This is a genomic window from Deltaproteobacteria bacterium, from assembly GCA_030654105.1.
Classification (GTDB): Bacteria; Desulfobacterota; SM23-61; order SM23-61; family SM23-61; genus JAHJQK01.
The window spans coordinates 1-22,516 of the sequence record JAURYC010000119.1 but is presented as its reverse complement, the minus strand read 5'-3'; the positions used below and the strand labels follow the sequence as shown (position 1 = coordinate 22,516).

23 protein-coding genes and 1 pseudogene are annotated in these 22,516 nt (G+C 50.5%); 10 read left to right on the top strand and 14 right to left on the bottom strand.

Going from position 1 to position 22,516, the window contains the following annotated elements; genetic code table 11:
• The 3 genes from Q7V48_04610 to Q7V48_04600 all read left to right on the top strand — a co-directional run.
• A partial coding sequence (locus Q7V48_04610; GenBank protein ID MDO9210017.1) for a hypothetical protein occupies window positions 1-365 on the top strand: 365 nt, incomplete at its 5' end.
• A 238-nt stretch (window positions 366-603) separates the two neighbouring features.
• Entirely contained in the window at window positions 604-1,503 is a 900-nt protein-coding gene (locus tag Q7V48_04605; protein ID MDO9210016.1) for an FAD:protein FMN transferase, read from the top strand.
• 134 nt (window positions 1,504-1,637) lie between these two features.
• Window positions 1,638-2,918, top strand: coding sequence for a lactate racemase domain-containing protein (locus tag Q7V48_04600; GenBank protein MDO9210015.1), 1,281 nt, complete (start codon window positions 1,638-1,640; stop codon window positions 2,916-2,918).
• Between the two features lie 73 nt (window positions 2,919-2,991).
• Here Q7V48_04600 and Q7V48_04595 read toward each other — a convergent pair whose 3' ends face one another.
• Window positions 2,992-4,716 carry an NFACT family protein gene (locus Q7V48_04595; protein MDO9210014.1) on the bottom strand — a complete coding sequence of 575 codons (1,725 nt, stop codon included), beginning with the start codon at window positions 4,714-4,716 and terminating at the stop codon, window positions 2,992-2,994.
• A 325-nt stretch (window positions 4,717-5,041) separates the two neighbouring features.
• On the opposite strand from Q7V48_04595, the gene Q7V48_04590 reads away from it, so the two are divergent.
• A complete protein-coding gene (locus Q7V48_04590; GenBank protein MDO9210013.1) occupies window positions 5,042-6,310 on the top strand; it encodes an MFS transporter in 1,269 nt (422 codons plus the stop codon).
• Window positions 6,311-6,338: 28 nt separating this feature from the next.
• Here Q7V48_04590 and Q7V48_04585 read toward each other — a convergent pair whose 3' ends face one another.
• The 10 genes from Q7V48_04585 to Q7V48_04540 form a co-directional block, all read right to left on the bottom strand.
• Window positions 6,339-7,238: a DUF6282 family protein gene (locus tag Q7V48_04585; GenBank protein ID MDO9210012.1), complete on the bottom strand. Its 900-nt coding sequence runs from the start codon at window positions 7,236-7,238 to the stop codon at window positions 6,339-6,341.
• A gap of 49 nt (window positions 7,239-7,287) precedes the next feature.
• Window positions 7,288-7,806: an amidohydrolase family protein gene (locus Q7V48_04580; GenBank protein ID MDO9210011.1), complete on the bottom strand. Its 519-nt coding sequence runs from the start codon at window positions 7,804-7,806 to the stop codon at window positions 7,288-7,290.
• Window positions 7,807-8,023: 217 nt separating this feature from the next.
• Window positions 8,024-9,310, bottom strand: coding sequence for a TRAP transporter large permease (locus tag Q7V48_04575; protein ID MDO9210010.1), 1,287 nt, complete (start codon window positions 9,308-9,310; stop codon window positions 8,024-8,026).
• Complete coding sequence (locus Q7V48_04570) at window positions 9,310-9,906, bottom strand: TRAP transporter small permease (protein ID MDO9210009.1); 597 nt, start codon at window positions 9,904-9,906, stop codon at window positions 9,310-9,312. The genes Q7V48_04575 and Q7V48_04570 overlap by 1 nt, the downstream gene beginning before the upstream one ends.
• Before the next feature lie 36 nt (window positions 9,907-9,942).
• Window positions 9,943-10,875: a TRAP transporter substrate-binding protein gene (locus Q7V48_04565; protein ID MDO9210008.1), complete on the bottom strand. Its 933-nt coding sequence runs from the start codon at window positions 10,873-10,875 to the stop codon at window positions 9,943-9,945.
• Between the two features lie 581 nt (window positions 10,876-11,456).
• Window positions 11,457-11,756, bottom strand: a complete 300-nt coding sequence (locus tag Q7V48_04560; GenBank protein ID MDO9210007.1) for a hypothetical protein — start codon at window positions 11,754-11,756, stop codon at window positions 11,457-11,459.
• 209 nt (window positions 11,757-11,965) lie between these two features.
• Window positions 11,966-13,897 carry an FAD-dependent oxidoreductase gene (locus Q7V48_04555; GenBank protein MDO9210006.1) on the bottom strand — a complete coding sequence of 644 codons (1,932 nt, stop codon included), beginning with the start codon at window positions 13,895-13,897 and terminating at the stop codon, window positions 11,966-11,968.
• 92 nt (window positions 13,898-13,989) lie between these two features.
• Window positions 13,990-14,664, bottom strand: coding sequence for a DUF2848 domain-containing protein (locus Q7V48_04550; protein ID MDO9210005.1), 675 nt, complete (start codon window positions 14,662-14,664; stop codon window positions 13,990-13,992).
• Between the two features lie 43 nt (window positions 14,665-14,707).
• Window positions 14,708-16,126: an amidase gene (locus Q7V48_04545; protein MDO9210004.1), complete on the bottom strand. Its 1,419-nt coding sequence runs from the start codon at window positions 16,124-16,126 to the stop codon at window positions 14,708-14,710.
• Entirely contained in the window at window positions 16,123-16,317 is a 195-nt protein-coding gene (locus Q7V48_04540) for a hypothetical protein (protein ID MDO9210003.1), read from the bottom strand. The genes Q7V48_04545 and Q7V48_04540 overlap by 4 nt, the downstream gene beginning before the upstream one ends.
• A gap of 316 nt (window positions 16,318-16,633) precedes the next feature.
• On the opposite strand from Q7V48_04540, the gene Q7V48_04535 reads away from it, so the two are divergent.
• Both Q7V48_04535 and Q7V48_04530 read left to right on the top strand, forming a co-directional pair.
• Window positions 16,634-17,095 carry a TRAP transporter small permease gene (locus Q7V48_04535; protein MDO9210002.1) on the top strand — a complete coding sequence of 154 codons (462 nt, stop codon included), beginning with the start codon at window positions 16,634-16,636 and terminating at the stop codon, window positions 17,093-17,095.
• Between the two features lie 371 nt (window positions 17,096-17,466).
• Complete coding sequence (locus Q7V48_04530; protein ID MDO9210001.1) at window positions 17,467-18,264, top strand: putative hydro-lyase; 798 nt, start codon at window positions 17,467-17,469, stop codon at window positions 18,262-18,264.
• Between the two features lie 22 nt (window positions 18,265-18,286).
• On the opposite strand, the pseudogene Q7V48_04525 reads toward Q7V48_04530, so the two are convergent.
• Together Q7V48_04525 and Q7V48_04520 are read right to left on the bottom strand one after the other, a co-directional pair.
• Window positions 18,287-18,466: pseudogene (locus Q7V48_04525) on the bottom strand (DMT family transporter).
• A gap of 12 nt (window positions 18,467-18,478) precedes the next feature.
• Entirely contained in the window at window positions 18,479-18,649 is a 171-nt protein-coding gene (locus Q7V48_04520) for a hypothetical protein (GenBank protein MDO9210000.1), read from the bottom strand.
• A gap of 195 nt (window positions 18,650-18,844) precedes the next feature.
• On the opposite strand from Q7V48_04520, the gene Q7V48_04515 reads away from it, so the two are divergent.
• Window positions 18,845-19,072 (top strand): AbrB/MazE/SpoVT family DNA-binding domain-containing protein, encoded by a 228-nt coding sequence (locus Q7V48_04515; GenBank protein MDO9209999.1) that lies wholly within the window; start codon window positions 18,845-18,847, stop codon window positions 19,070-19,072.
• Window positions 19,069-19,551, top strand: a complete 483-nt coding sequence (locus Q7V48_04510) for a type II toxin-antitoxin system VapC family toxin (GenBank protein MDO9209998.1) — start codon at window positions 19,069-19,071, stop codon at window positions 19,549-19,551. The genes Q7V48_04515 and Q7V48_04510 overlap by 4 nt, the downstream gene beginning before the upstream one ends.
• Before the next feature lie 662 nt (window positions 19,552-20,213).
• On the opposite strand, the gene Q7V48_04505 is transcribed toward Q7V48_04510, so the two are convergent.
• On the bottom strand, window positions 20,214-20,543 hold the full coding sequence (locus tag Q7V48_04505) for an isochorismatase family cysteine hydrolase (protein MDO9209997.1): 330 nt from the start codon (window positions 20,541-20,543) through the stop codon (window positions 20,214-20,216).
• 534 nt (window positions 20,544-21,077) lie between these two features.
• On the opposite strand from Q7V48_04505, the gene Q7V48_04500 reads away from it, so the two are divergent.
• Window positions 21,078-21,848 carry an SDR family oxidoreductase gene (locus Q7V48_04500; protein ID MDO9209996.1) on the top strand — a complete coding sequence of 257 codons (771 nt, stop codon included), beginning with the start codon at window positions 21,078-21,080 and terminating at the stop codon, window positions 21,846-21,848.
• Window positions 21,835-22,269 (top strand): GntR family transcriptional regulator, encoded by a 435-nt coding sequence (locus tag Q7V48_04495; GenBank protein MDO9209995.1) that lies wholly within the window; start codon window positions 21,835-21,837, stop codon window positions 22,267-22,269. Before Q7V48_04500 ends, Q7V48_04495 begins: the two co-directional genes overlap by 14 nt.
• Window positions 22,270-22,516 lie beyond the last annotated feature (247 nt).

The following is a 22,516-nucleotide window of genomic DNA, read 5'->3' as shown; positions in this document are numbered from 1 at the left end:
CCGCCTGGGCCCAACAACTGCGGGAAAACTGGTCGCAGATAAAAATCTTGGGAAAAAGGGTCGACGTCAAGCGAGTCATTCCCCTGGGTGAAACTCTCAAGGTCGAAGTTACCACGCAGTTAGGGCAAATTTCTCCCCAGGACATTTCCGTGAGTATTTATTACGGACTCATTGATTCCAAGGCTGATTTCATAGACCGGGATACTGTTACCCTGCAGGATTTTGTCCAGGAAGGGCAACAGACGATTTTCCGGGGAGAGATCCCCTGTCTGAAAGTGGGGCGGTTTGGTTTTCGGGTGCGCGTCCTCCCCTCTCATCCCTTACTGGGGAATCCCTATTCCCTTGGGTTGATTTTGTGGGGATGAAAAAAACCGAAAGTTGCGGGGTACGGGTTACGAGTTTCGCGTTGGCGATTGAGAGAAGTCGCCTTTTTTACCTGCAACCCGAAACCGGAAACTATTAGCTCGAAAATCAACCATGAAATTTTTAATCCGAAGCTCACAACCAACAATTCTTCTTATAATCAGTCTCCTTTCGCCCCTGGCTTTCCCCGGTGACGCTTCAAGCCAAGAAAAGAATTTATTCCGTAAATCCCGAGTGATCATGGGAACGTCGGTGGAAATTGTTGTCTCCCGGACCCAGGCGGTAAAAGCTGAGGAAGCAATGGAAGCTGCGTTTCGGGAAGTACAACGCATTGACTTTCTTATGAGCAATTACCGGGAAGATAGCGAAATTTCCCGGGTCAACCGGGATGCCGGGAAAAAAGAAACCAAAGTTTCTCCGGAAATGTTAAGGATGATCGAGCGGGCTATCGAATTTTCCTCCCTTTCCGAGGGAGCTTTTGATATCACCATTGGCCCTGTTTTTCGGCTCTGGAATTTTCGGGAAGGAAAGTTTCCGGAAGAAAAAAATCTACGGGAAAATTTGAAGAAAGTAGGCTATCGCCAAATCAAAATTGACCGTAGCCGGTCTTCCATCTTTCTCCAAGAGGAGGGGATGGAAATCGACCTAGGAGCCATTGCCAAAGGATATGCTGTAGACAGTGCCTCTGCCGTCCTGAAGGAAAAGGGAATTGAAAATTTTCTCGTCAATGCCGGAGGAGACTTAAAAGTCAGCGGCTCAAAGGAGAAAGGGGTACCCTGGATTGTCGGAATCCAGCACCCCCGCCTGCCCTCCAAAATGGTCGCCAAGCTCAGTCCCCGGCAGGCGGGAGTGGCCACATCAGGGGATTATAAGAAATTTTTTATTGAAAGGGGGGAACGCTACCATCATCTCTTAAACCCCTCCACGGGAACTCCGGCGAGGGAATGCCAGAGTGTCACGGTCATGGCCCCCTCAGCGATGGCTGCGGATGCTCTGGCCACAGCTGTATTTGTCCTGGGGCCGAAAAAAGGCCTGGCGCTGGTCAAACGAATGAACGACGTCCACGCGATCATCGTGGATCGAGGAGGTAGCGTTCTGGTTTCTCCCCATTGGCCCGCAGGAGTCTTGTTACCGCCCTGACCGAATTCGGAATTCGGAGTGCGGACTGCGAAATTACATTTCTTTTCTTGGCTTTTTCATTCCAAAATCCGCATTCTCCATTCCGCATTTAAATGTGGTATACTTTTTTCATCACTCTTTAGGAGGAAAAACAGATGGATCCACTGCCACGTATATTTAAGATTCACCAGAAGATTGCATCCCCGCGGCTGGCTGATGTGCCAAAGGAAATGACTGCCCTCCTCGACCGCTTCGGCTTACCTGGAAAAATAAAGCCTGGAGAGCGCATCGCCCTCACGGCCGGCAGCCGGGGTATCCGTGATAAAGCGAAAATATTAAAGGTCATCGCTACACGCTTAAAAGCTCTGGGGGCCAAACCTTTTCTCGTACCCTGCATGGGCTCCCATGGCGGAGCTACTGCCGAAGGCCAGGTGGAGATGCTTAAACACCTGGGCATCACCGAGGAGTTCATCGGCGCCCCCATTGTTTCTTCCATGGAGGTAAAAGAAATCGGGCGGACGAAATTCGGAACGCCCGTGCTCATCGATGCCAATATCTGTGCGCAGGCGGATAAAATCATTGTGGTCAATCGCATCAAACCCCATACGGATTTTGACTTTGAAATCGAGAGTGGTCTCAACAAAATGATGGTTATTGGCATGGGCAAGCATAAAGGCGCGCTCATGGCCCATCGCCTGACCATCAAACATGGATTTTCTACGATGCTCCCCGAAGTTCAGCCGATTATCCTGAAGGCCCTTCCTTTCTTTTTCGGGGTGGGCATCATCGAGAATCAATATGACCAGACTGCTTCCCTCCATCTTTTGGAGCCCCAGAACTTCTGGGAAGGAGAAAAACCCCTGCTGAAAAAGGCCAAAGAAATCATGCCCCGCCTGCCTTTCAAGCAGATGGATATTTTGGTCGTGGATGAGATCGGGAAGAATATCAGCGGCGCCGGTATGGACCCCAACGTAACCGGGCGACTCTATTTCATAGGCAGCCCCCCGCTCAAAGAACCCAAGATAACCCGCATCTTCGTCCGAGACCTCACTCCCGAGACGGAAGGCAACGCCATCGGCATTGGCTTCGCGGAGTACACTACCACCCGCCTGGTGAAGAAAATTGACCCCGTTCCCACGGCGATCAACTCCATCACCGGCATGGGGCCGGAATGCGGCCGAATTCCCATTGCTTTCGATCAGGATCGCGAAGCTCTGCAGGCTGCTTTCGATAATTCTGGAGTGTTAGATGCCAAAGATTTGCGCCTGGTCTGGATCAAGAACACCCTGGAGATGGAATACCTCTGGGCTTCCGAGCCAATGTTCAATGAAGCTAAGGCCAACCCGCTTCTGGAAGTGATTTCAGGATTGCAGGATATCCCCTTTGACGCCGCAGGGAATATGGTGATGGCATGGCCAACCCGCTGGGCGGATTGAGAGGAAGGGTTTACCGCTGAGATCGCAGAGGAAATAAACAGGGCATGGAAAGAAAAACATCCATTAAATGAGGCTATAAAAGAGGTTGGGCTAAAAGTTCCTCAACTTTTTCTTTATCCGGTTTGACCAAGGCTGTTTTCTGTTGGAAATAAGTTACGAAACCGGGTTTGGCCCCTTTGGGGCGACGTAAGTTTTTAACCTCCGTATAATCCACGGCAAGGCGCGTCGAGTTTTTTCCCCGGCTATAATAAGCTGCAATCGTGGCTGCTTCCAGGATTGAAGCGAATCCCGGTTCCTTGGAGCCAACTTTTAGGAGAACGTGAGAACCGGGCATTCCCTGGGCATGAAACCAGAGGTCATTCCCTCGGGCAATCTTGCGCAGGAGATATTCATTTCCTCCGTTGTGTTTCCCACAGAAGATCTCCAGGCCTTCTGCCGACCGGAATCGGCGTACGGGAGAGGGGGCTTCTTTTTTCTCTTTGGTCATCCTTTGCTTTCTGGACACACTCAATATCCTTGCCTCTTCCAGTTCTTCTCGAACCGCCCCCAATTCTTCAGCATCTTCTGCCTCCTCCACCTGGAATAAGACGGAGTCCAGGTAGGCGATATCCCGTTCGGTCTCTTCCATCCGCTCGCGGGCAAATTCTAACCCGCGTTTGGCTTTCTTATATTTTTTAAAATAGCGCTGTACGTTTCCCGCCGGATCCATGGCTTCGTCCAGAGGGATGAGAATCGAACGGGGTGGGTCCTGCCGAAAATCCAGGGCTTCAATCTGGCGCATCCCTTTTTTAAGTTTGGGGTAATTGGCCAACAGGATTTCTCCGTAATCTTTAAGCACGAGTTCCTTCTCAAATTTTTCTCGATCCAGCAACAAGTTTTCCCGTCTTCTCTGCAGGCGGGATAGAAGCTGGCGCAGCTTTCTGGCCATGGCCTGCTTCTGGTCGGCCATCTGCCGGTGCAGGGTGGTTTCGAAGTAATAGGCATCGGCCGCTTGGTTCATCAAGGTCATATGTTCTTCCGCGGCCGGGCCGAGGCTCTTCATGGGAAAGGGGCATAAAACTTTTTTTTCTCCCAGCAGCCTGATGATCCGGGGCTCGAAAGCGCACCGGTCATAACGGTCGAAGAGGAAACAAAATTTTTCCCACATAGCGGAGGCCGTCCCGTCACTCAAGAATTCAATTTCGCGGGCCAGGAGGGGGCTGATTCCAGAAATTTTTTGGACCATGGCTTTCCAGCGCTCCCCTTGGGGAAAAGCAACGATCTCCTCCATCCTCTCTAAGGTTACTTCGGCCGGGGACCAACGATCAGAAGAACTTGGCGGGGAATAGATCAAGCCAGGGACCGCAGGCCGAGCTACCCCTTCCTCGCTTCTGCGGAAGTGGAGACAATCCAGAATTTTTTCTCCGTCGAGGAGTAAAACATTGCTCCCCTTGCCCACCAGCTCGGCGATCAGAACCAGGTCTCGGACCACCCCGGCGTCCATCATTTTCTTTAGACCTATACGAACGATCCGCTCATAAGAATCCTGGGATATACTTACCAATCTGGCCCCCATAATATGCTTGCGGAGATAAGTACAGAAACGAGGAGGAATCATGGGGTTGGCATATTTTTTCTCGGTCAGGTGCAGACGATGAAAGTCGGGGTGGGTGGATATAAGAAGCTGTTTTTCTTCTCCCTGGAGGCGCAGCCGGAAAAGAAGATCCGTGCGGTTCATCTGATAGATCTTGGTGACAAAGGCACCGATGATTTCCCTCTGTAACTCCTCTACGATGCCGTGAATGACGAAAAGGTCCATCTCTCCCCCGTTTTTCTGACTCCCCTGGATTTATTAAAACACAATTATCATGATTCGACAATCTCCAGCCAATTTAATTTTCCATTGTTCTTCCTTATTTTTTAGACTCTTTTCTTGCCGTGGATGAAACTTTACGATAACATCAGTTAATAAATTCGAAATCCGCAGCACGAAATTGGAAACAAAAATAAAGTTTGCATGCAGATTAAAAAAATTGCAGATTGAAAAACCTAAAATCTTTAATCTGAAAATTTCAATCTGAAATCTGAAATCTCAAATCTGTAATCAGAGAAGTTTCGAATTTCGATATTCGAATTTTTTTCGCATGGGACAAACAGAATTTTCCAAACAGAGACTATTTTATGGTTGGGTTATCGCCGGATTGGTATCTTTAAACCTGGCTATGGCTTATGGGGCGCAGTATTCTTTCGGCGTTCTCTTCCCTTCCCTGATTGAAGAATTTAAATGGAACCGTCAGAGTCTCTCCGGCGCCTTCTCTCTCTATACCTTCATGTATAGCATCCTGGGCGTGATCCTGGGAAGGTGGACCGACCGATTCGGCCCGCGAATCATCCTGATTTTGGGCAGCGCCTTTCTGGGAATGGGCATCGGGTTGATCAGCCAAGTGAACGCCCCATGGCATCTCTACGTTGTTTATGGCCTTCTGGCTTCCTGGGGAATGAGCGCCACTTATATCACGGCCAACCCGATCATCGTGAAATGGTTTATCGCCCAACGGGGTTTGGCTTTGGGGGTTGCTCAATCCGGCCTGGGAATTGGGATCATCATCATTCCCCCAATTACCGGCGCTTTAATTACCGCTCTTGGCTGGCGCCCTACCTGCGTCATTCTGGGTGCGGCCGTTTTTATCGTCTTGTGTACCACTTCTTTCTTTTTAATCGGACACCCCGAAAAGGTAGGCCTTTTGCCTGACGGCCGGCAGAAAACCTTGAGGGGTAAATCATCAAGCACTGCTCGTTCAGAAGAGATCTATGAAGCAATCTACCAAGAGGTCAACTGGTCGGCAGCGGAAGCAATTCATACTAAATCCTTCTGGGTTTTAACTGCCCTTTTTTTCTGTACCTGGCTTTTCGTTTTCCTTCCGCTGGTCCACTTGGTAATCTTCGCCATGGACATTGGCCTTTCCAGAGAATCGGCTCTGATAGCCCTGAGTATCCTCGGAGGTTCTTCCACCCTCGGCCGGTTGATTATGGGGTACATCTCTGATCGAATCGGGAGAAAGAAGGCTCTGGCTGTGAACCTCTGTTTGCAAGTCTTTTCCTGGTTTTGGATCATGGGCACGACGACAAGCTGGATGCTTCAAATATTCTCCGCTCTTTTCGGGTTTTCTTATGGGGGGGTTAGTGCCGTCTTTCCAGCTATTATTGGAGATTACTTCGGCCGGCTTAAAGCTGCTTCAGTCATCGGGGCCATTTTTACCCTTGCCGGGACCGCGGCAGCCATCGGCCCCTTAGTTGCAGGTGGCATTCATGACCTAACCCATAGCTACCGGCTGGCCTTCCTTTGCGGGGCCCTTACCAATCTTCTTGCCTTAACGCTCATGGCCTTCTCTAAGCCACCGGTTAAAAAATGATCCCCATCACTTCCCCTTAATCCCTTTTCTAATCCAGGCCCAGCAGTTTGGCCGGGTTTTTTCTGCACATTACCCCGATTTCTTCTTCGGTAAATCCTTTTTCCAGGAGCAACATGTAAAGAATCCTCAATCCTTCCACAGGAACAGGGTTGTGCATTTGGCCCAGGTCGCTGGATAATATGCACCGTTCCGGCCTGACTTTCTGGATGTTCTCCACCATTTCCTCGATAGTAATGGAATGCCAGGCCGGAGAAAGACTCGAATAGACATATTCCATGTAAGCGCCTTGATTGGCCCACTCGATCTGCTCATCGATAGTCCTTTTGACGAAGTCAAAATCCACGTGGGTGACCACAATTTTCTTCACGCCCGCTTTCCGAGCTTCGGCTATGAGCACCCTTACCTCCGAGCTGGACAGATGGCTTGTGGCCAGGATCACATTGGCTTCAGCGATCAACTTCAAGATCACAGGTACGCATGGGTCTAAGGTATTTCCCCCCGTGAAGAGGGAGATTCCGGTAACGCTCTCGTACTCCTTGCCCTTCCCAGCAGCCAATTTCATCGGCCCGTATTGCCCCAATTCTCCATAAAAGGCCTCATGGTTTTGGGCATCCACTGTGGGCATGAAAATGATCTTGGCCCCGGACTTTATGGCAACATCGACGGCAAAGGGGTTTAAGCCCCCGGCGCAATAGTTGAGTACTAAACTTCCAAAAACTTCGATGTCACTCACGACTTTCTTGGTCAAATAGGCCCGGCGGGATGTATCACAATGATGATCCTTGAGCACGATGGCCTTCATCCCTGCGTCCCGGGCTTGCTTGGCCGCTTCAAAATCATCGACCAATCTGTCAAACAAAGCCGGTCCCGTGTGGGTGTGCAAGTCACAGGCGCCTCTCAGAAGCTCAACATCCATGCGCACTTTCATGATCTGGTTCTCCTTTTCATTTATCTGTGGGTCCGCAATGCCCTGTTCCTCAGGTTTCTTGAGCCAGACCAGGGTATATTTTTCCCCAGTTTTCGCAGATGATGTTATCCAGGACCTTCTGGGGCACCTCGGCAAACCCGGCTTGTTTCAAGTACACATTCAAATTCAAGATTACATCCAGGCTGGTTTTGGGATGACCTCCCGTCCAGTCCGTGCCCCCCCAGGTTTCCGCCCAGTGGCGCATGATGGGGTAAAGGAGGTTGAAGTAAGGGTTCAGGACCACCGGTAGATATTTTGGGGTGGAGATGCGATCCAGACCAGCCAGCTGGGCCAGCCAGGAACAATCCATGAACACATTATCACGCTTTTGGGTCAGATGGATGGCATCCTCGTATTTATAATAGCCCATGTGGCAGATGATGATTTTTAGCCGGGGAAAGTCTATGGCCACGTCATCCACCCGGAGCACGTCGATGTACTTCAGGCGCAGATTCTTCGATTGAGTTGGGCCGGCATGGACCACGATGGGAATTCCCATCTCCTGAACCTTCGCAAAAAAAAAGGACAGGCCCGTTCGTCATTGATATAAAAGCTCTGTATGCCGGACTGAGCTTCCCCACGGCGATGGCACCAGTTACGAAAGATTGTTGGAGACTACACTGCACATCCCCACAATCGTCCCTTCCGATGCCCCAAATTCCCTCTTTTCTGTGGGAAATATCATTGACGGCGGCAAATTTGAGGGGTATAATCTGATCTCCGAAAAAGCCAATTCCTATCCCGACTCAGTTGGCCGCCATCTGCGGCAGCCAGAGAGCGATGTTCGGCCAGATCGAGATAATTGCAAGCATGGCGAACATGGCGAGCACGAACGGAAAAGCACCCCTGATCACGTCGTCGATGCGCCCGCTCTCCCGCAGGCCCTGCACCACATACAGATTGATGCCGACCGGCGGCGTGATCATCGCCGTCTCGGTCAAGATCACGAACAGTATGCCGTACCAGACGGGATCATAGCCCGCCTTGAACATGATCGGCGCGATGATCGGCACGGTCGCCACCGTCATCGAGAGGGTCTCCATGAACATGCCGAGGATGACGTAGAAGACAATCACGACGAAGAGCAGATGCCCCGGGGTCAGTCTCATACCCGTGATCATGTCGTTCACCTTGGCCATGAGGCCGATCGAACTCATCACGAAGTTGAGGAAGTAAGCCGCGATCAGGATCGCCATGATCATCGCGGTGGTGCGCATCGTGCCCTCGAACGCACGGAGCAGCATCTTCACGGAGAGAACCCGGCGCCAAGCGGCGATGCCGAGCGCGGCGATCACGCCGAGCGCGGCGGACTCGGTGGCCGTCGCCCAGCCCGCATAGATCGAGCCGATCACCGAGATGAAAATCACGATGGGAGGGATGAGGTCGGGCAGCGCCCGCACCCGCTGCCCCCACCTCGCCGACGTGCGCGTACCGCCCCACTCGGGCCGAATGAGGCAGCAGATCAGAACGGTCAGGCTGAACAGGGACGCCAGCAAGATTCCCGGGATGAAGCCGGCAAGGTACAGCTTGGGAATCGAGGTATTCGTCAGGACGCCGTACACGATCATGTTGATCGACGGCGGGATGAGAATGCCGAGTGTCCCGCCCGCGGCGATCGTGCCGAGGAACAATTGTTCCGAATAACCGCGCTTGCGGATCTCGCCCAGAGCCACCGTGCCGATCGTCGCGGCCGTGGCGACGCTGGAGCCCGAGGTGGCCGCAAACATCGCGCACGCAGCGATATTGGTGTGCATGAGGCCGCCGGGCAGCCAGGGCACCCACAGCACGAGCGAGTTGTACATGCGCTCGGCGATCCCCGAGCGCAGCAGGATTTCGCCCAGGAGCACGAAGAAGGGAATGGCGACGAGCAGAAAGTTGTTCGACGTCGCCCAGGAGATCTCGCCCATCGCCAGGCTGAGCGGCAGCTTGGAGTAGATCTCGCCCAACGCCAGGCCCAGCACCCCAAGCACGCCGGCCACCGGCACGGCCAAGGCGAGCAGCACGATGAGGATCAAAAGGGTTGTCCCGAGCATCAGCGCACCGCCTCGTCAGAGCCGCGCGCCTTCAGGATGCGGACTTCTTCCCCGACCTCTTCCGCGGCCGAGCGGGTGCTGATCACCCTGGCCGCCGCCCCGGCCTCGCCGCGCGCCATGAGTACGAGAGCGTGCACGAACAGCGCGCCCCCCACCGCGACGAGCATCGCCAGGCCGAAAACCCACACCGACTGCGGGATCACCGTCGGCGTGGCCAGAGCGGTATGGCTTCGCGAGGCCGACACCCAGGACTGCTCCACGACGCTCCAGCCGCGCCACGCGATCAGCCCGAAAAAGCCGATGAACAGCGCCAGTCCGACCAGATCGAGCCCCAGGCGCAGCCCCCGCGGAAAGAGTCCGTACAGCGAATCGATGCGGATGTGCGCGCGGTCCAGGAGTGCCGCCCCCAGCGACCAGGACGTACCGATCGCGAGCGCGTAGCCGGCGAGTTCATCGGCGCCGCCGATCGACGTCTCGAACAATTTACGCAACAGCACATCGATGCCGATCAGCACGGCAGCCAACAGCACCAGTGCGCCGCCGAACCAAAGGCTCATTCGGCTCAGCCGGTGCGCGAAGGTCATCACATGTTCCATCTTTCGCGCTCCCCTTGCATACCGCGGCGGCGGTCGTCATTTGACCGGAGCCTTCAAACCTAGCACCTTGCCCACGGTGTTGTTCCATTCGGTCGCGCACTCGGCGCCGCAGCGCTTCGCCCAGCCAGCGAGCACCGCGCCCTCGACCAGCTCCTTGTGCATTTGGGCCTCGGCCGGCTTCACCGGCACGATGGTCATGTTGGCCGGCTTGCCCAACGTGCAGGGCTGCTTGTTGGTGTTGCAGTTGTCGGCCTCGGTCATGGCCGTCTTTTGCGTCCTCCACATCTTGTCTTCGAAGGCCTTGAACTGCTCGAGCAGGAAGCGCTGCGTGCGCGGATCGAGCCGCTTCCAGCTGTTCAGGTTCACCGCGAGCACATTGATGCTCCAGCCGACCGACATCGGATAGAGCGACTTCGTCACCTCCGGCCAGCCTGCCGTGTTGCCCGAAAGGCTGCCCGTGACAGCGCAGTCCACCACGCCGTGCTTGAGGGCGGGGACCACCTCGGCAAAAGCCATACTCACGGCCGTCGCGCCGATGCCGCTCAGGAAGTCGCGCATGGTGGGGTTGAACACGCGGATCTTCTTGCCCTTGAGGTCATTCAGACCGCCGACTACGTCGCGGCACCAGAACACCTGCGGCGGATTGGCGCCGAAAACGAGCAGCTTGGCGTTCCAGTTCTTCGCCATCTGGCGGTCGAGCACGCCGCGGTAGGCTTCGCACGCGGCGCGCGCCTTCTCCGGGTCGAGCGTGAGGCCGGCCAGGTCGATACCCTCGAAACGCGGGTCGTCGCCCGCCATCTTGGAGATATCCATGCTGGCGAAGTCCATCACGCCGAGGCGCAGCAGACGCAGCATCGTCTTGTCGTCGATGCCCATATGGTCAAGCGGCGTGATGTCGGCGGTGATGGCGCCGTTCGATGCCTTGGGCAGCGTTTCGCGCCAGAACGGCAACTCGTCCTGGATCGACATAACAACTGTACTGTGATAGCCGATTACCTTGAAATGTGACCTCGGCAGGTCCTGCGCAAAGGCGCCGAATGAAACTGCCGAACTGAGCACGATTCCTATCAGCAAAATTATTGATAATCGAATTATTGATAAGAACCTGCTTTTCTGTGGGGGAGATATACAATGGGTTCCCTCGTTTGTCATCATGTCAGTCCCCTTTCTAATATTAATTTTTAACTTGATTGTATAGGAATTTCCTTTTTCAATTTTATTCTCGCCGCCGGCTATATCAAATTCGGCACTGAACTTGAAATGGTCAATAGTCAATGATTAATATTCAATGATCATTGCTAAGGACTAATTGAACATTGTTATATTTGAAAAAATAAACGAATTTTTCAAGCGCATACAGGTTTAAAAAGAACATTTCAGCTTAAAAACCTACCGTTTCCCTTCAAACTTCCATGAATATCACCTCCTTTAAGAGACCTTTGGTGGGTTCTCGGCAATAATGTACCCCCCCCAAAAAAAAAGTCAAGAGTTTTTTCAGAGTTTTTTTCAAAATTTTAAAAAAATCTTTTCAAGATTCATCTCCAGATCCTTCATGCAGGAAAACCGTTATCTTTAATCCAAATTTGCCTCTTTTGTAACCTACAATTACGAGAACGAAAACGGTTAAGATGTTTCTTGTAAATCAACTCTGCAGCCTCCTCAAAGGAAAGCTTCTTTTTTGGCATGACGATCTTCAAAATCTCTACTGAATCTTTTAAGGTGAGCATTGGAGCCTTGGGAGCAAGTTTTCGTTTGAGGCGAAGCAAAAATAACATAGCCAGAAGCACCATTGCAGTGTGATGATGCCATCCCCTCCAGCCTGTAACCTGGTATTCATCAAGCCCTGCCAACCCTTTGGCATCTTGTAAAGAACGCTCTACAAAATAGCGTCTGCTCTGCCACTCTGCCAGAGTTTCAATGGGAGTAAAATCTTTATACGATTAAAGTTTGTAAAAGTTCGCGTCGGTATACCACTATGGTGGTATGCTATCAAGATTAAAAATAGGGGCAAAGTGTTTGCTCTTGACAGGGGCCTTTTAATGCCTGGCACCCATTCGTCTCAAATTGAGGTCCCCGCGCAAAAACCATCCCGAACGGCTTCGGCGATTCCGTGCGGTTCTTTGGCGTCTCCGATAACCAGGGCTTTTATTCCAGATTTTTTAAGCGCCTCCACCGGAAAATCGACTGATTCCGTTCCCAAGGCGATAACAACGGTATCCGCCCTTACGCGAAATGTATGATTATTTTTTAAATTCTCTCCGATTATCTCCGATCCGGTCACTTCTTTTATCAGAAAATGGGTTAACAACTTTACCCCAAAATCCTGTAGCTTTCCGATAAGCATTTGTCGAAAACTGGGTTCGAGGTCAAAAGCGATGGCATCCCGCATTTCTACAATGGTGATGTCTTGGGCCAGTCCTTTTTGACAGATATACTCGGTGACTTCCGCAGCAACAAAGCCTCCCCCCAGGACCACGACCGGCTCAGTCAATTTCGCAATACCATCGGAAAGAATTTTCCAGGCTGGGATGCGGACCATATTAGGATCAATGGGGAAAGAGGATGGCTGGATTTGCCGGCCTCCCGTGGCCACGATGACCACATCTGGATTTTGTTGGAGCACAAACTCCGGGGTAACCTCTTGATGGAGATGGATTGCTACCCCTGACTTTTTCACTTGGCGGATTAAATATTCCGCAAAAGTATTGATCTCTTCTTTATGAGGGGGCAGACTGGCCAACAAAATCTGCCCGCCCAATTGATGGCTTTTTTCATACAGGGCGACCCGATGATTTCTTTTCGCCAGCCAGGTTGCCGCTTCCATGCCCGCGATTCCCCCGCCGACGACCATGACCTTTCGTGGTTCTACAGCCCGGTGGATACTTTTAAACTCTATCTCCCGCCCGGTAATAGGGTTTATGGCGCAATGGACATGCTTGATGGCCCGCATGCGTTTCCCGTGGCAATAGTTGCAGGCAATGCATTGGCGGATGTCTTCCGTTTTCCCCTCGGCGATTTTTTGAGGGAAATAAGGATCGGCGAGCATTTGCCTACCTAAATCGACCAGGTCGGCTTTTTTACCGGCAATCACGTCTCGGGCGAGATAAGGATCATTGATGCGCCCGGCAACACTCAAGGGTATTTTGATTTTATTCTTGATCTGCGCTGCCAATTCCACCCGGCAGCCCCTAGGCACATACATGGGCATGATCATTTGAAAGTAAGATTTATTATCCCCGAGAGAGAGATCATGGGCTACGATGCCCACCCCTCCACCGATAGAAATCACATCGGCCCCGGCTTGTTCGGCGAGGGAAGCTGTAAACATGGCATCCTCGATAGTAATGCCGCCAGGCAAAAAATCATCCCCATTCATCCGGAAGAATATGGGAAAATCTTCCCCTACGGCACGCCGCACGGAATGGATGACCTCCACCGCCAGTTTGGCTCTCTTTTCCCTGTTCCCCCCGTATTTATCCCTGCGATGATTGGTTAAGGGGGAGAGAAATGAACTAATCAAGTATCCGTGAGCTCCATGTATCATGACCCCGTCGAATCCAGCCCTCTTCACCCGGTCGGCAGCCTTCCCAAAGGCTTCGATCAATTCCTGAATCTTGGCTTTGGTGAGGTCATCGGGGCCGGGGAGATTACCCCGGATTCCGGTTTGATTAATCTGGGCAACAGCCACAGCACCGTTTTCTTTGATGCTGTTGGCAAGGTATTCCAACTCCGTAATAAATCGATCATGGAAAATTCCCAGCCGATGAAAAAGCATCTGGTCGTCAACATCCATAGCCTCAGTTATGATTGTCCCCACTCCTCCCTTGGCCCTTTCGATGTGGTAGTCCACTAAGCGCTGGGTTACTTCACCATGGCTATCGGCAAAGCAAGTTACCATGGGCGCCATGATCATTCTGTTTTTTAAGGTCAATTTGCGCATCCCCCTGCCGATGGTCAAGGGTTGAAAAAGAACAGAAAAATCATTATCCATTTGAATGACTCCCTGCGAAATATGTTTATCTTGAAGCGACATTAAACCCCTTACCGGCAGGCCGCAGAAAGGAGGGGTTGATTTTTATCGACTCATAAATACTGAGGTAAGACTTTGACTTTGTACTGGGATTTGATCATCCTCTTTAAAAAAGGATCTTCCATTTCTATCTCATAGGAGTCCCCATAGACCAAGCCGCTGGTAGTGGCGATGGTCCCAGAAAAGAGGACAAACCCCTTTCCTCTTATCTCGCCAATATTGGGCATTTTCTCCAACAGTTCTTCCGGTCCGAGAATGGATGCCAGGGAAGCCTCCTGATAGAGGGACCTTTGGCCATCTTTATGAACCCAGCAGCGCAGGATCAATTTGTCCCAATGGTCCTTTATATCGGGATAAGGCCAGCATTCCGGGGCTAACCACTTGGCATACATCTGCTTGGATCCAGGGATGGACTTTGTTTCTACGTCCCGGTCGGTATGGTCACTACCGACTGTAACCCAGATCTGCTCTCCCTTACCGAGAAGGACGTATTCAACCTCACCTGAAGATTGGGAGCTTACCACGCTGATCTCATCGTCTGTGGTCAACAGATAGGTGGAGAAATTCATATAGATGGGAATACGTTCAGGTCCTGGGATTCCCAAAGTGGCGAGTTCTTCTATGTGCGCCTGAAGGGCCGTTGGATCTCTTCCCACCCAGCCGCTGCAAACCAAGTGATCGGCAGTAAAAACCAGATCTTGGGAACCCTGTCTCAAGTTGATTTTCATAAAAAGCTTCTTCGGAGTAATCATATTTTCTTTTCCCCTTTCTTCACGCTTCGAGGAGAGGACGTTTGTTTTTCCATGGCGTGTGGATCTCATACGCATGAGCCACTTTCAGGACGGTCTCCTCGCAAAATGGTTTTGACGCAATCTGGAGTCCAATAGGCATCCTCGAAGATGAGAAACCACAGCAAATCGAAAGGCTGGGGATACCCACCAAATTATAGATTCGGGTTAGGCGAGTTAGGGCAGCGGGAACGGCCTCCGTCGCTTTTCCGAAAGATACGCTTCCCTGCCCAATTTGGGGGGCGGTGATCGGAAGCTGGGGAGTGATTAAAGCGTCCACCTTCCTGAAGGCCGCCAAGAAATTTTCCTGAATTCTTCTACGGATGCGCTGGGCCTTAAGATACAGAGTGGCCGGAATCGTCGCTCCCTGATTCAATCGGGCGCGGACGTCATCTCCCAAATCACCAGAACGGGTGAGATGCCACTTCTCCAAAGAAGCTGCCGCTTCGGAAAAGAGGATAATGGAAGCGGCAATGGCGGCCTCCTCCAGATGGGGGATGGAGATGCTTTCCACTTTTGCTCCCAGCTGTTTAAAATCTTCGATGGCCTTCTTGACCGTTGCCCAAACTTCCGGGTCTATTCGGTTGAAGAAATAACTGGTGGGCACCCCCAGGCGAACCCCTTCGAGGTCACCGGCCAGAGCTTGAGCGTAATTGGGAACGGGAACTTGGGGAGTTGCAGGATCCCGGGGATCATGACCGGCCAAAACATTCATAGCCAAGGCAAGATCCTCAACGCTTTTGGCCATCGGACCGGGATGGTCCAGAGACCAGCAGAGAGGATATACCCCATACCGGCTAATCCGCCCAAAAGTCGGCTTGAGGCCAGTAATACCACAAAGAGCGGAAGGGATCCGAATAGACCCACCGGTATCTGTTCCCAGCGTAAGCAGGGCGAAAGAAGAAGCCAAAGCTGCGGCTGACCCACCGCTGGACCCACCGCTGACTCTCTGCCGGTCCCAAGGGTTGTGAACCGGGCCATAATGGGGGTTGACGGAAGTCGTCCCAAAAGCGAATTCATGCATGTTCAGTTTGCCCAGGAGAATGGCTCCGGCAGAGGAAAGCCTTTCGATTACGGCGGCATCATATTTGGGGACAAAATCAGCCAGGATCTTGGAGCCGCAGGTGTTACGAATTCCCTTGGTGAAGAAGAGATCTTTGACTGCGAAGGGGATCCCGTGCATAGGGCCGATATAGCGCCCTTTAAGGATTTCTTTCTCCGCCCGGCGAGCTTCCGTCAGAGCCTGTTTGGGCAAAACGGTGATGAAGGCATTGATTTTTTTGTCGTAAGTTTGTATCCGTTCTAAGTAAGCCTGGATTATCTCCACTGGAGATATTTCTTTTTTAACGATGGCTTTTGCCAGAGTTGAGATAGTCCACATTTGAGGTTCGAATGGCGTCATCTTTTCCCCTCCTCGGCAAAGAAGAGGATCGCTGGCTCAGCTTCCAAAGGGTCCAGGAGGCCAAGCTGTTCAGACTGTTCATTTAAGATCTTCACCGCAGCCTGAAGAGCTTCTCTTTCTTTTGAGTTCAACTTGATCCTGGAAATCTCCAGCATGAATTTTTCTGTTCTACTTCCCTCTGCTTTTTTCATCCTAGGTTCTCCATTCAGAACATTATTAAAATCCTCTTCCCTATCTTGTTGCTCATGCGAGAAAAAAATAAATCCTCCAGATACCCGACTTTCGCCACTTTGACATATTTATATCATAACTTTATGTGATTCGCCATTGCCAAGGATATTTATTTTGATGATCTCGTAAAAAGTCCTTTTTGACCCATTTTCGTCATTCCCGCGAAAGGGGGAATCCAGTTAATTCAAGCAGTTCTGTCCGCCTTAGGCGGACTGCTTTCGCAGGAGTGACGGCCTTTCTGACTTTTTACGAGTCCATCTATTTTGGGAGTTGAAAATGCTTAAACAAATCGAAAAACTCTTGGATAAAATCTCCTTTTACGGAGCATATGGGGGAGTCATTTCTTTGGTCTTGATGTGTATGATCATGGGTTATGAAATGATCGCCAGAAAATTTTTTGGCCGACCCACGGGATTTGCCGATGAAATCGCCGCTTATTTGCTCGTTGTCCTTTTCTTTTTAGGGGTGTGGTTCACCTTTAATCAGAGGGGGCATATTTCAGTAAAAGTCCTATTAAGCCGTTTATCCAGTCCTACGCAGCGGAAGCTGGAAATTTTCACCGACGCGGTCTCTATGGTTTTTTTAATAGTGATTACCAGGGAAGGTTTCCTTCTCTTTAGGGAATCCTATAAGTACGATTCCAAATCCATGTCCATCCTGGAAACTCTTCTTTTCCTGCCCCAGGTCTTTGTGGTGGTGGGACTTTTTCTTTTTCTGGCCTGTTTCTCTTCCATATGATAAATTTGTTTAAAAAAAGTAGGCCATCGGTCGGGGACCATGCACGGCCGGCTGATTCCTTGTTTCATTACGATCCGGGATTCGGCCTGCCTTCGACCAAGGATCTCCGATAGTCTCTCCCATCATCATAAATAGGGATGGCGGGGATTTGACATATTCTTCGATATCTGATATGCAAAAAGAAACCGATCGGGATTTTTGGGGGCCACGGGACAATTCTGGCGTTTGATTTTATGATTTATAGCCTCCATGAATAATGATCAGGGAACGGTGAAAAAAGAAGAACTAACAGCCGATCGGTGGGCGATGGTCAGCGAACGGGGGAAGCAAACATTAGTATTCTATATTTCTAATGGAGAAAGGGAGGCAAGATGGACCGAGAGAAACTAAGAAATATGCATCCCAGAGAGATTCGCCAGCTCATCCGGGAAGGTAAATGGAACAACCACACTGCAGGACTGGCCCCCGGTTATGCTCAGGCTAACCTGGCCATTCTTCCCCAAAAGCTGGCCTTCGACTTCCTGCTCTTCTGCCAGAGGAACCCCAAACCCTGCCCGGTTTTGGAAGTCGCCGAACCGGGCGACCCGATTCTCAGAAAGATGGCCAAAGGAGCGGACATACGCACAGATATTCCCCGCTATCGCATTTATCAAAAAGGAAAATATGGCGCCGAACTGGAGGATATAAAAAAATACTGGCGCAAGGACTTAGTCGCCTTTCTCATCGGCTGTAGCTACACTTTTGAATCCGCGCTGATCCATGCCAATATACCGCTGAAGCATATCCAGGATGGCAAAAATGTCTCCGTTTACATCACCAATATTCTTTGTGAACCTGCCGGAATTTTTTCCGGGCCCATGGTGGTCTCCATGAGGCCGATTCCTCAAGAGCTGGTCGTCCGGGCTGTCCAGGTTACTTCCCGGTTTCCAGCCACTCATGGTGCTCCCGTTCATATCGGGGATCCCAAAAAGATTGGCGTCTCTGACCTGAGGAAGGTAGACTGGGGAGATGAACCCCGGATGGAAAAAGGGGATGTGCCCGTGTTCTGGGCGTGCGGAGTCACCCCCCAGGCTGTAGCCATGGAAGCCAAACCCGAATTGATGATCACCCACTCAGCCGGGCATATGTTCATCTCGGATGTACGCGACGAAGAACTCGCCGCGCTTTGAAAATTTGAACATTGACCACTGTTTACTGTTCATTCTTCCCCAATTCATTCTTCCCCAATTCAGCCAAGAGGATACCGCTTAGGATCAATCCCGCTCCCATCCAGCCCCACACGCCCATGCGCTCACCCAGCCACCACCAGGCGAACAGAGCCGCGAGGACTGGCTCTATGGACAGGATGATAGCGGTCCGGGTTGGAGTGGTTCGGCTTTGAGCCTAAGTCTGGCCCAAGTAGGCTAAAAGCGTGCAGGCTACTGCCAGGTAAAGGGCCGCTCCATAAACGCTGGTGGGGAGGATCAGATTCAGCTTTCCTGATAAGCTGACCCACACGAAACTTCCCGCGCAGGCGGCCATGAGTTGCAGAAAGGTCAGCCAGAAGGAAACCATTGTATCAATGGCATCCCCCGCGGATCAATCAGAATAGATAATAGCCGACCAAAGCCTTCATCAGCGGATCTGTTTCACTTCATATCTTGATTCATAATTCAAGGCCTGACACTTCGCCCTTTATTATTTTATTGACAGCTTACTTTATTTTCCTTACCCTATGAGTAAGGAAAAATATCCCTACTGGAGGGAGTCATGCTGACGGCAAAAGTTACTTCGAAAGGGCAGATAACCATCCCCAAAAAAGTTAGGGACAAACTTGGAATTCAGAGCGGGGAAAGATTTGCTTTTGAAGAAATCAACGGACGATTTTTCATTAATAAATCTCCCAGAAAATCTCCTTTCGATAAATGGGTGGGGGCGCTCAAACTACGTAAAATCCAAAAAACGGACACTATCATTAGCGCCCTGAGGGGAACGTGATAGCGGCAATTGATACGAATGTTTTACTGGATATACTCATTCCCGATGAAACATATTTACCTAGTTCAAAAAAGGTGCTGGATGAGTATTTTGGAAGCGGGCAGTTGATTATCAGTGAGATTGTGTATGCTGAACTTGCCTCTCAGTTCCCTTCTCATAAAGAGCTGATGGACTTCTTTGCGGATACCCATATCCGACTTATTCATTCAAATGAAAAAACTCTCCATCTCGCCGGTGAACGATGGAAATTGTACGTAAAAAAACGAAAACTTCAATTACAATGTCCGCAATGTGGACATGAACAAGCCGTCATTTGTCCGGAGTGTCACTACCCAATAGCCATCAGGAATCGTATACTTGGCGATTTTATCATAGGTGCTCATGCCCTTGTGAATGCTGATCTTCTTCTTTCCAGGGATCGAGGATTTTACAGGACATATTTCAAAGATTTGGGATTGGGTGAATCAGTCAGAAATTAACCTCATCGATTTCCGGCAATTTGATAAGGAAATCAAACCAATTATTATCAGTAACGCCGACCAAAGCCTTCATCAACGGATCTGTTTCACTTCATATCTTGATTCACAATTCAAGGCCTGACACCTCGCTCTCTAAATCTTTTTCTTGATCGATCTTCAAAATGTAAAATAGGACAGTCTTCTCCAACATTTTCATACGGACTCTCAACTTCTTCCTGAAATCATCGGTTGACGGATCCAGAGAAAAGGGTAGGTTTCAAGCGGTAAGAAATGGGTAAGGTTTTGATATACTTTTTATATCGAACAACTGTCCGAAGTGCGGAGATTGGCACGAAATGCTCGGTTTTATGGGTTAAAGACCACCCCCAACATATAGTGTTTCCCTAATAGGGTTCTGTGAGAGCCTGGGGGTGAAATCCCCCCGGGCTACTCGACTCAGTAGTCCCTGCCTACTCTGACATTGCCTGCTTGTATAGGAATTTCCTTTTTTATCCTTCCCCCGCCCCCCCCGCCCTCTCCCCCGTTTGCGGGGGAGAGGGGAAGGGTGAGGGGGCTTAACTTGAAAAAAAACAGTTAGGATCATCGAGTTCTCAAATACGGGGGAATCTCCTCTTCCTGTTTACTCTGATAACGGCAGCGCAGAAGATGTCTTTCAGCTTCGGTCACATGATCATTTGATCGGTGGAGCGGACCTTGCAGAAGATATCCTCCATCTCCTCGCAGGCCATCTGATGAAATTTCTCTTCCACCGTAGCACAACAGTTCTCTAATAACACAACTTCATATCCGCGGTCGTAAGCATCGCGAATAAAGGTTTCGATACAGTAGTTGGTATTGACCCCCGACACCAGCAACTTCTTAATTCCCATATACCGCAGCACCTGGTCGATCGGAGTGGAGGTGAAAGCGCTGGTAGAAAGTTTGTTCAGGACGATCTCGTCGCCGACTGGCTTCAGTTCCTCGAGGATCTCCGCTTCCTTTCTGCGCAGCACCTCTCACTTTCCTTCTCCTCTCTGCAGGGGGGCGTACTTTCCAAGTTATTTTGAATAAAGGGGGGAATATTCACAATTCCCTATGCGAATTATAATTTTCGGCGCTATCCATGGATCCTTCCTTGAGAGAATTCTGGGGAAACCATACTCAATTGTGGGCTGACTTTCGGCGTGCCTCCCTATACATTAAACTTGGTAGCCAGGTTGCCAGCCCTGGAAAAAGGATCATCAGGGTCACTGTAAGCACATACATGAACATAAAGGGAACGGAACCTATGATTACATCTCCCCTCGTCACGCCGGGGATCATCCCGCGCAAAATAAAGACAGGTCATTGCAGCTCTCGTTTTCTTTCATAGGATAGGTCAGAAACAGGAAAATAGCCAAGTCGAAAAGTACTTGTTGCAACTCATCTTTTTCTCCTCGAAAAGCTATCAAAAAAAAATTAAAAAAAATCTTGAATAAAATTTGACGGTGGTTTAATATTCTGAGCCAGACTATCTGAATGTCAGACCAATAAATGGAGGCTTAAAATTGAATAAATACCTCGATCGTTTTAATCTCACGGGCAGGATAGCAGTGGTAACGGGAGCGAGCGAAGGGATTGGCCGCGAATTGGCGTTGGGTTTAGCCGGGGCGGGTGCGGATGCCATCGTCTGCAGCCGCCGCGAACAAAAGTTGATGGAAGTGAAGGCCGAGATAGAAAATCTTGGACGAAGAGGGGAAGTGTTCGTCCTGGATGTGAGTAAGATAAGCAGCATTGAAGAACTGGGGAATTTTATTCTGGATCGTTTCGGCAAGGTAGACATTCTCGTCAACAATGCAGCCTATACAGTTACCAAACCGGCATGGCTGGTGACGGAAAACGAATGGGACTTGATGCTGGATACTAGTTTGAAAGGAACTTTTTTCTGCTGTCAAATTATCGGGGCTCTCATGCGCAATCAGAACTACGGCAAAATAATCAATTTAAGCTCTACTTTCAGCCGCAGTATTATTCATGGCCGTTCTGTCTACGGGGCCCTCAAGGCCGGGGTATCACACCTCACGGAAGCCCTGGCAATGGAATGGGCTCCCCATGGGATTAGAGTGAATGCCCTTGCCCCCACTGCTGTACGCACCCCTAGCCGGGAAGAACTTCTAAAAGGTGAAGTTTTAAAAATGGTTCTTAGCCGCATTCCTTTAGGGCGTCTGGCAACCCCTGATGACCTGATCGGGGCTACTATCTATTTGGCCAGCGCAGCCTCTGATTTTGTTACTGGCCAAACATTATTCGTAGATGGAGGCTGGGTTGCCGCGAGATAACTTTCCGGAACTAATTCGAATGGATAATTTCCGGCCTATAAAAAAAACCACAATTTCCGGGGAAATTATAGATCAGATCGTTGCTATGGTCCGAATGGGCAGGCTGAAAGCAGGGGAAAAGCTGCCATCGGAGAGGGAACTGGGCAAATTTTTTAACGTGGGACGGAGTTCAATCCGTGAAGCTCTGAAGGCCTTAGAAACCATTGGCATTACCCAGAGAGCTAAAAAGGGAACAATTGTCTGTGCATCCCGGCATAGTTATAATTCTTTTTTCTGGTTTAATTTGAGGGATCTCTGGGGGGTCAATATTGTAGATATAATCCCTGCCTACCGATTGTTAAAAAGAGGGGATGCCCAAAAGAGAGATGATTTAATGGCGCGAGCCTTCAATGCCGGAATAAAAATTGTAGATGGAAGATAAGAAAGCAGATGATTTTTGCCCAGATCGGCGGATTCCCCTTCTCTTATTAATAGGGACTGTTCCGAAAAAAACTTGTAAGGATCAAGGATAATTTTGTTCCTTTCCAGAAAAAGGAATATCGGAGGAGGCCTATATCTAGTGTCCTGAGTCAAATATTCGTTGAACAAATCCTGCTCTCCCGCAGGCCATTTTGGCTTAGCTCAACCGGAGCCGGCCCGAGGGCCGGGGCACTTCGCTAGGCATCATA

What these genes read in the sequence shown, in the direction of transcription:
- Q7V48_04605 (MDO9210016.1), top strand. Translation starts at nt 604, where the DNA reads ATGGGAACGTCGGTGGAAATTGTTGTCTCCCGGACCCAGGCGGTAAAA.
- Q7V48_04600 (MDO9210015.1), top strand. Translation starts at nt 1,638, where the DNA reads ATGGATCCACTGCCACGTATATTTAAGATTCACCAGAAGATTGCATCC.
- Q7V48_04595 (MDO9210014.1), bottom strand. Translation starts at nt 4,716, where the DNA reads ATGGACCTTTTCGTCATTCACGGCATCGTAGAGGAGTTACAGAGGGAA.
- Q7V48_04590 (MDO9210013.1), top strand. Translation starts at nt 5,042, where the DNA reads ATGGGACAAACAGAATTTTCCAAACAGAGACTATTTTATGGTTGGGTT.
- Q7V48_04585 (MDO9210012.1), bottom strand. Translation starts at nt 7,238, where the DNA reads ATGAAAGTGCGCATGGATGTTGAGCTTCTGAGAGGCGCCTGTGACTTG.
- Q7V48_04575 (MDO9210010.1), bottom strand. Translation starts at nt 9,310, where the DNA reads ATGCTCGGGACAACCCTTTTGATCCTCATCGTGCTGCTCGCCTTGGCC.
- Q7V48_04570 (MDO9210009.1), bottom strand. Translation starts at nt 9,906, where the DNA reads ATGGAACATGTGATGACCTTCGCGCACCGGCTGAGCCGAATGAGCCTT.
- Q7V48_04565 (MDO9210008.1), bottom strand. Translation starts at nt 10,875, where the DNA reads ATGTCGATCCAGGACGAGTTGCCGTTCTGGCGCGAAACGCTGCCCAAG.
- Q7V48_04555 (MDO9210006.1), bottom strand. Translation starts at nt 13,897, where the DNA reads ATGGATAATGATTTTTCTGTTCTTTTTCAACCCTTGACCATCGGCAGG.
- Q7V48_04550 (MDO9210005.1), bottom strand. Translation starts at nt 14,664, where the DNA reads ATGAAAATCAACTTGAGACAGGGTTCCCAAGATCTGGTTTTTACTGCC.
- Q7V48_04545 (MDO9210004.1), bottom strand. Translation starts at nt 16,126, where the DNA reads ATGACGCCATTCGAACCTCAAATGTGGACTATCTCAACTCTGGCAAAA.
- Q7V48_04540 (MDO9210003.1), bottom strand. Translation starts at nt 16,317, where the DNA reads ATGAAAAAAGCAGAGGGAAGTAGAACAGAAAAATTCATGCTGGAGATT.
- Q7V48_04535 (MDO9210002.1), top strand. Translation starts at nt 16,634, where the DNA reads ATGCTTAAACAAATCGAAAAACTCTTGGATAAAATCTCCTTTTACGGA.
- Q7V48_04530 (MDO9210001.1), top strand. Translation starts at nt 17,467, where the DNA reads ATGGACCGAGAGAAACTAAGAAATATGCATCCCAGAGAGATTCGCCAG.
- Q7V48_04520 (MDO9210000.1), bottom strand. Translation starts at nt 18,649, where the DNA reads ATGGTTTCCTTCTGGCTGACCTTTCTGCAACTCATGGCCGCCTGCGCG.
- Q7V48_04515 (MDO9209999.1), top strand. Translation starts at nt 18,845, where the DNA reads ATGCTGACGGCAAAAGTTACTTCGAAAGGGCAGATAACCATCCCCAAA.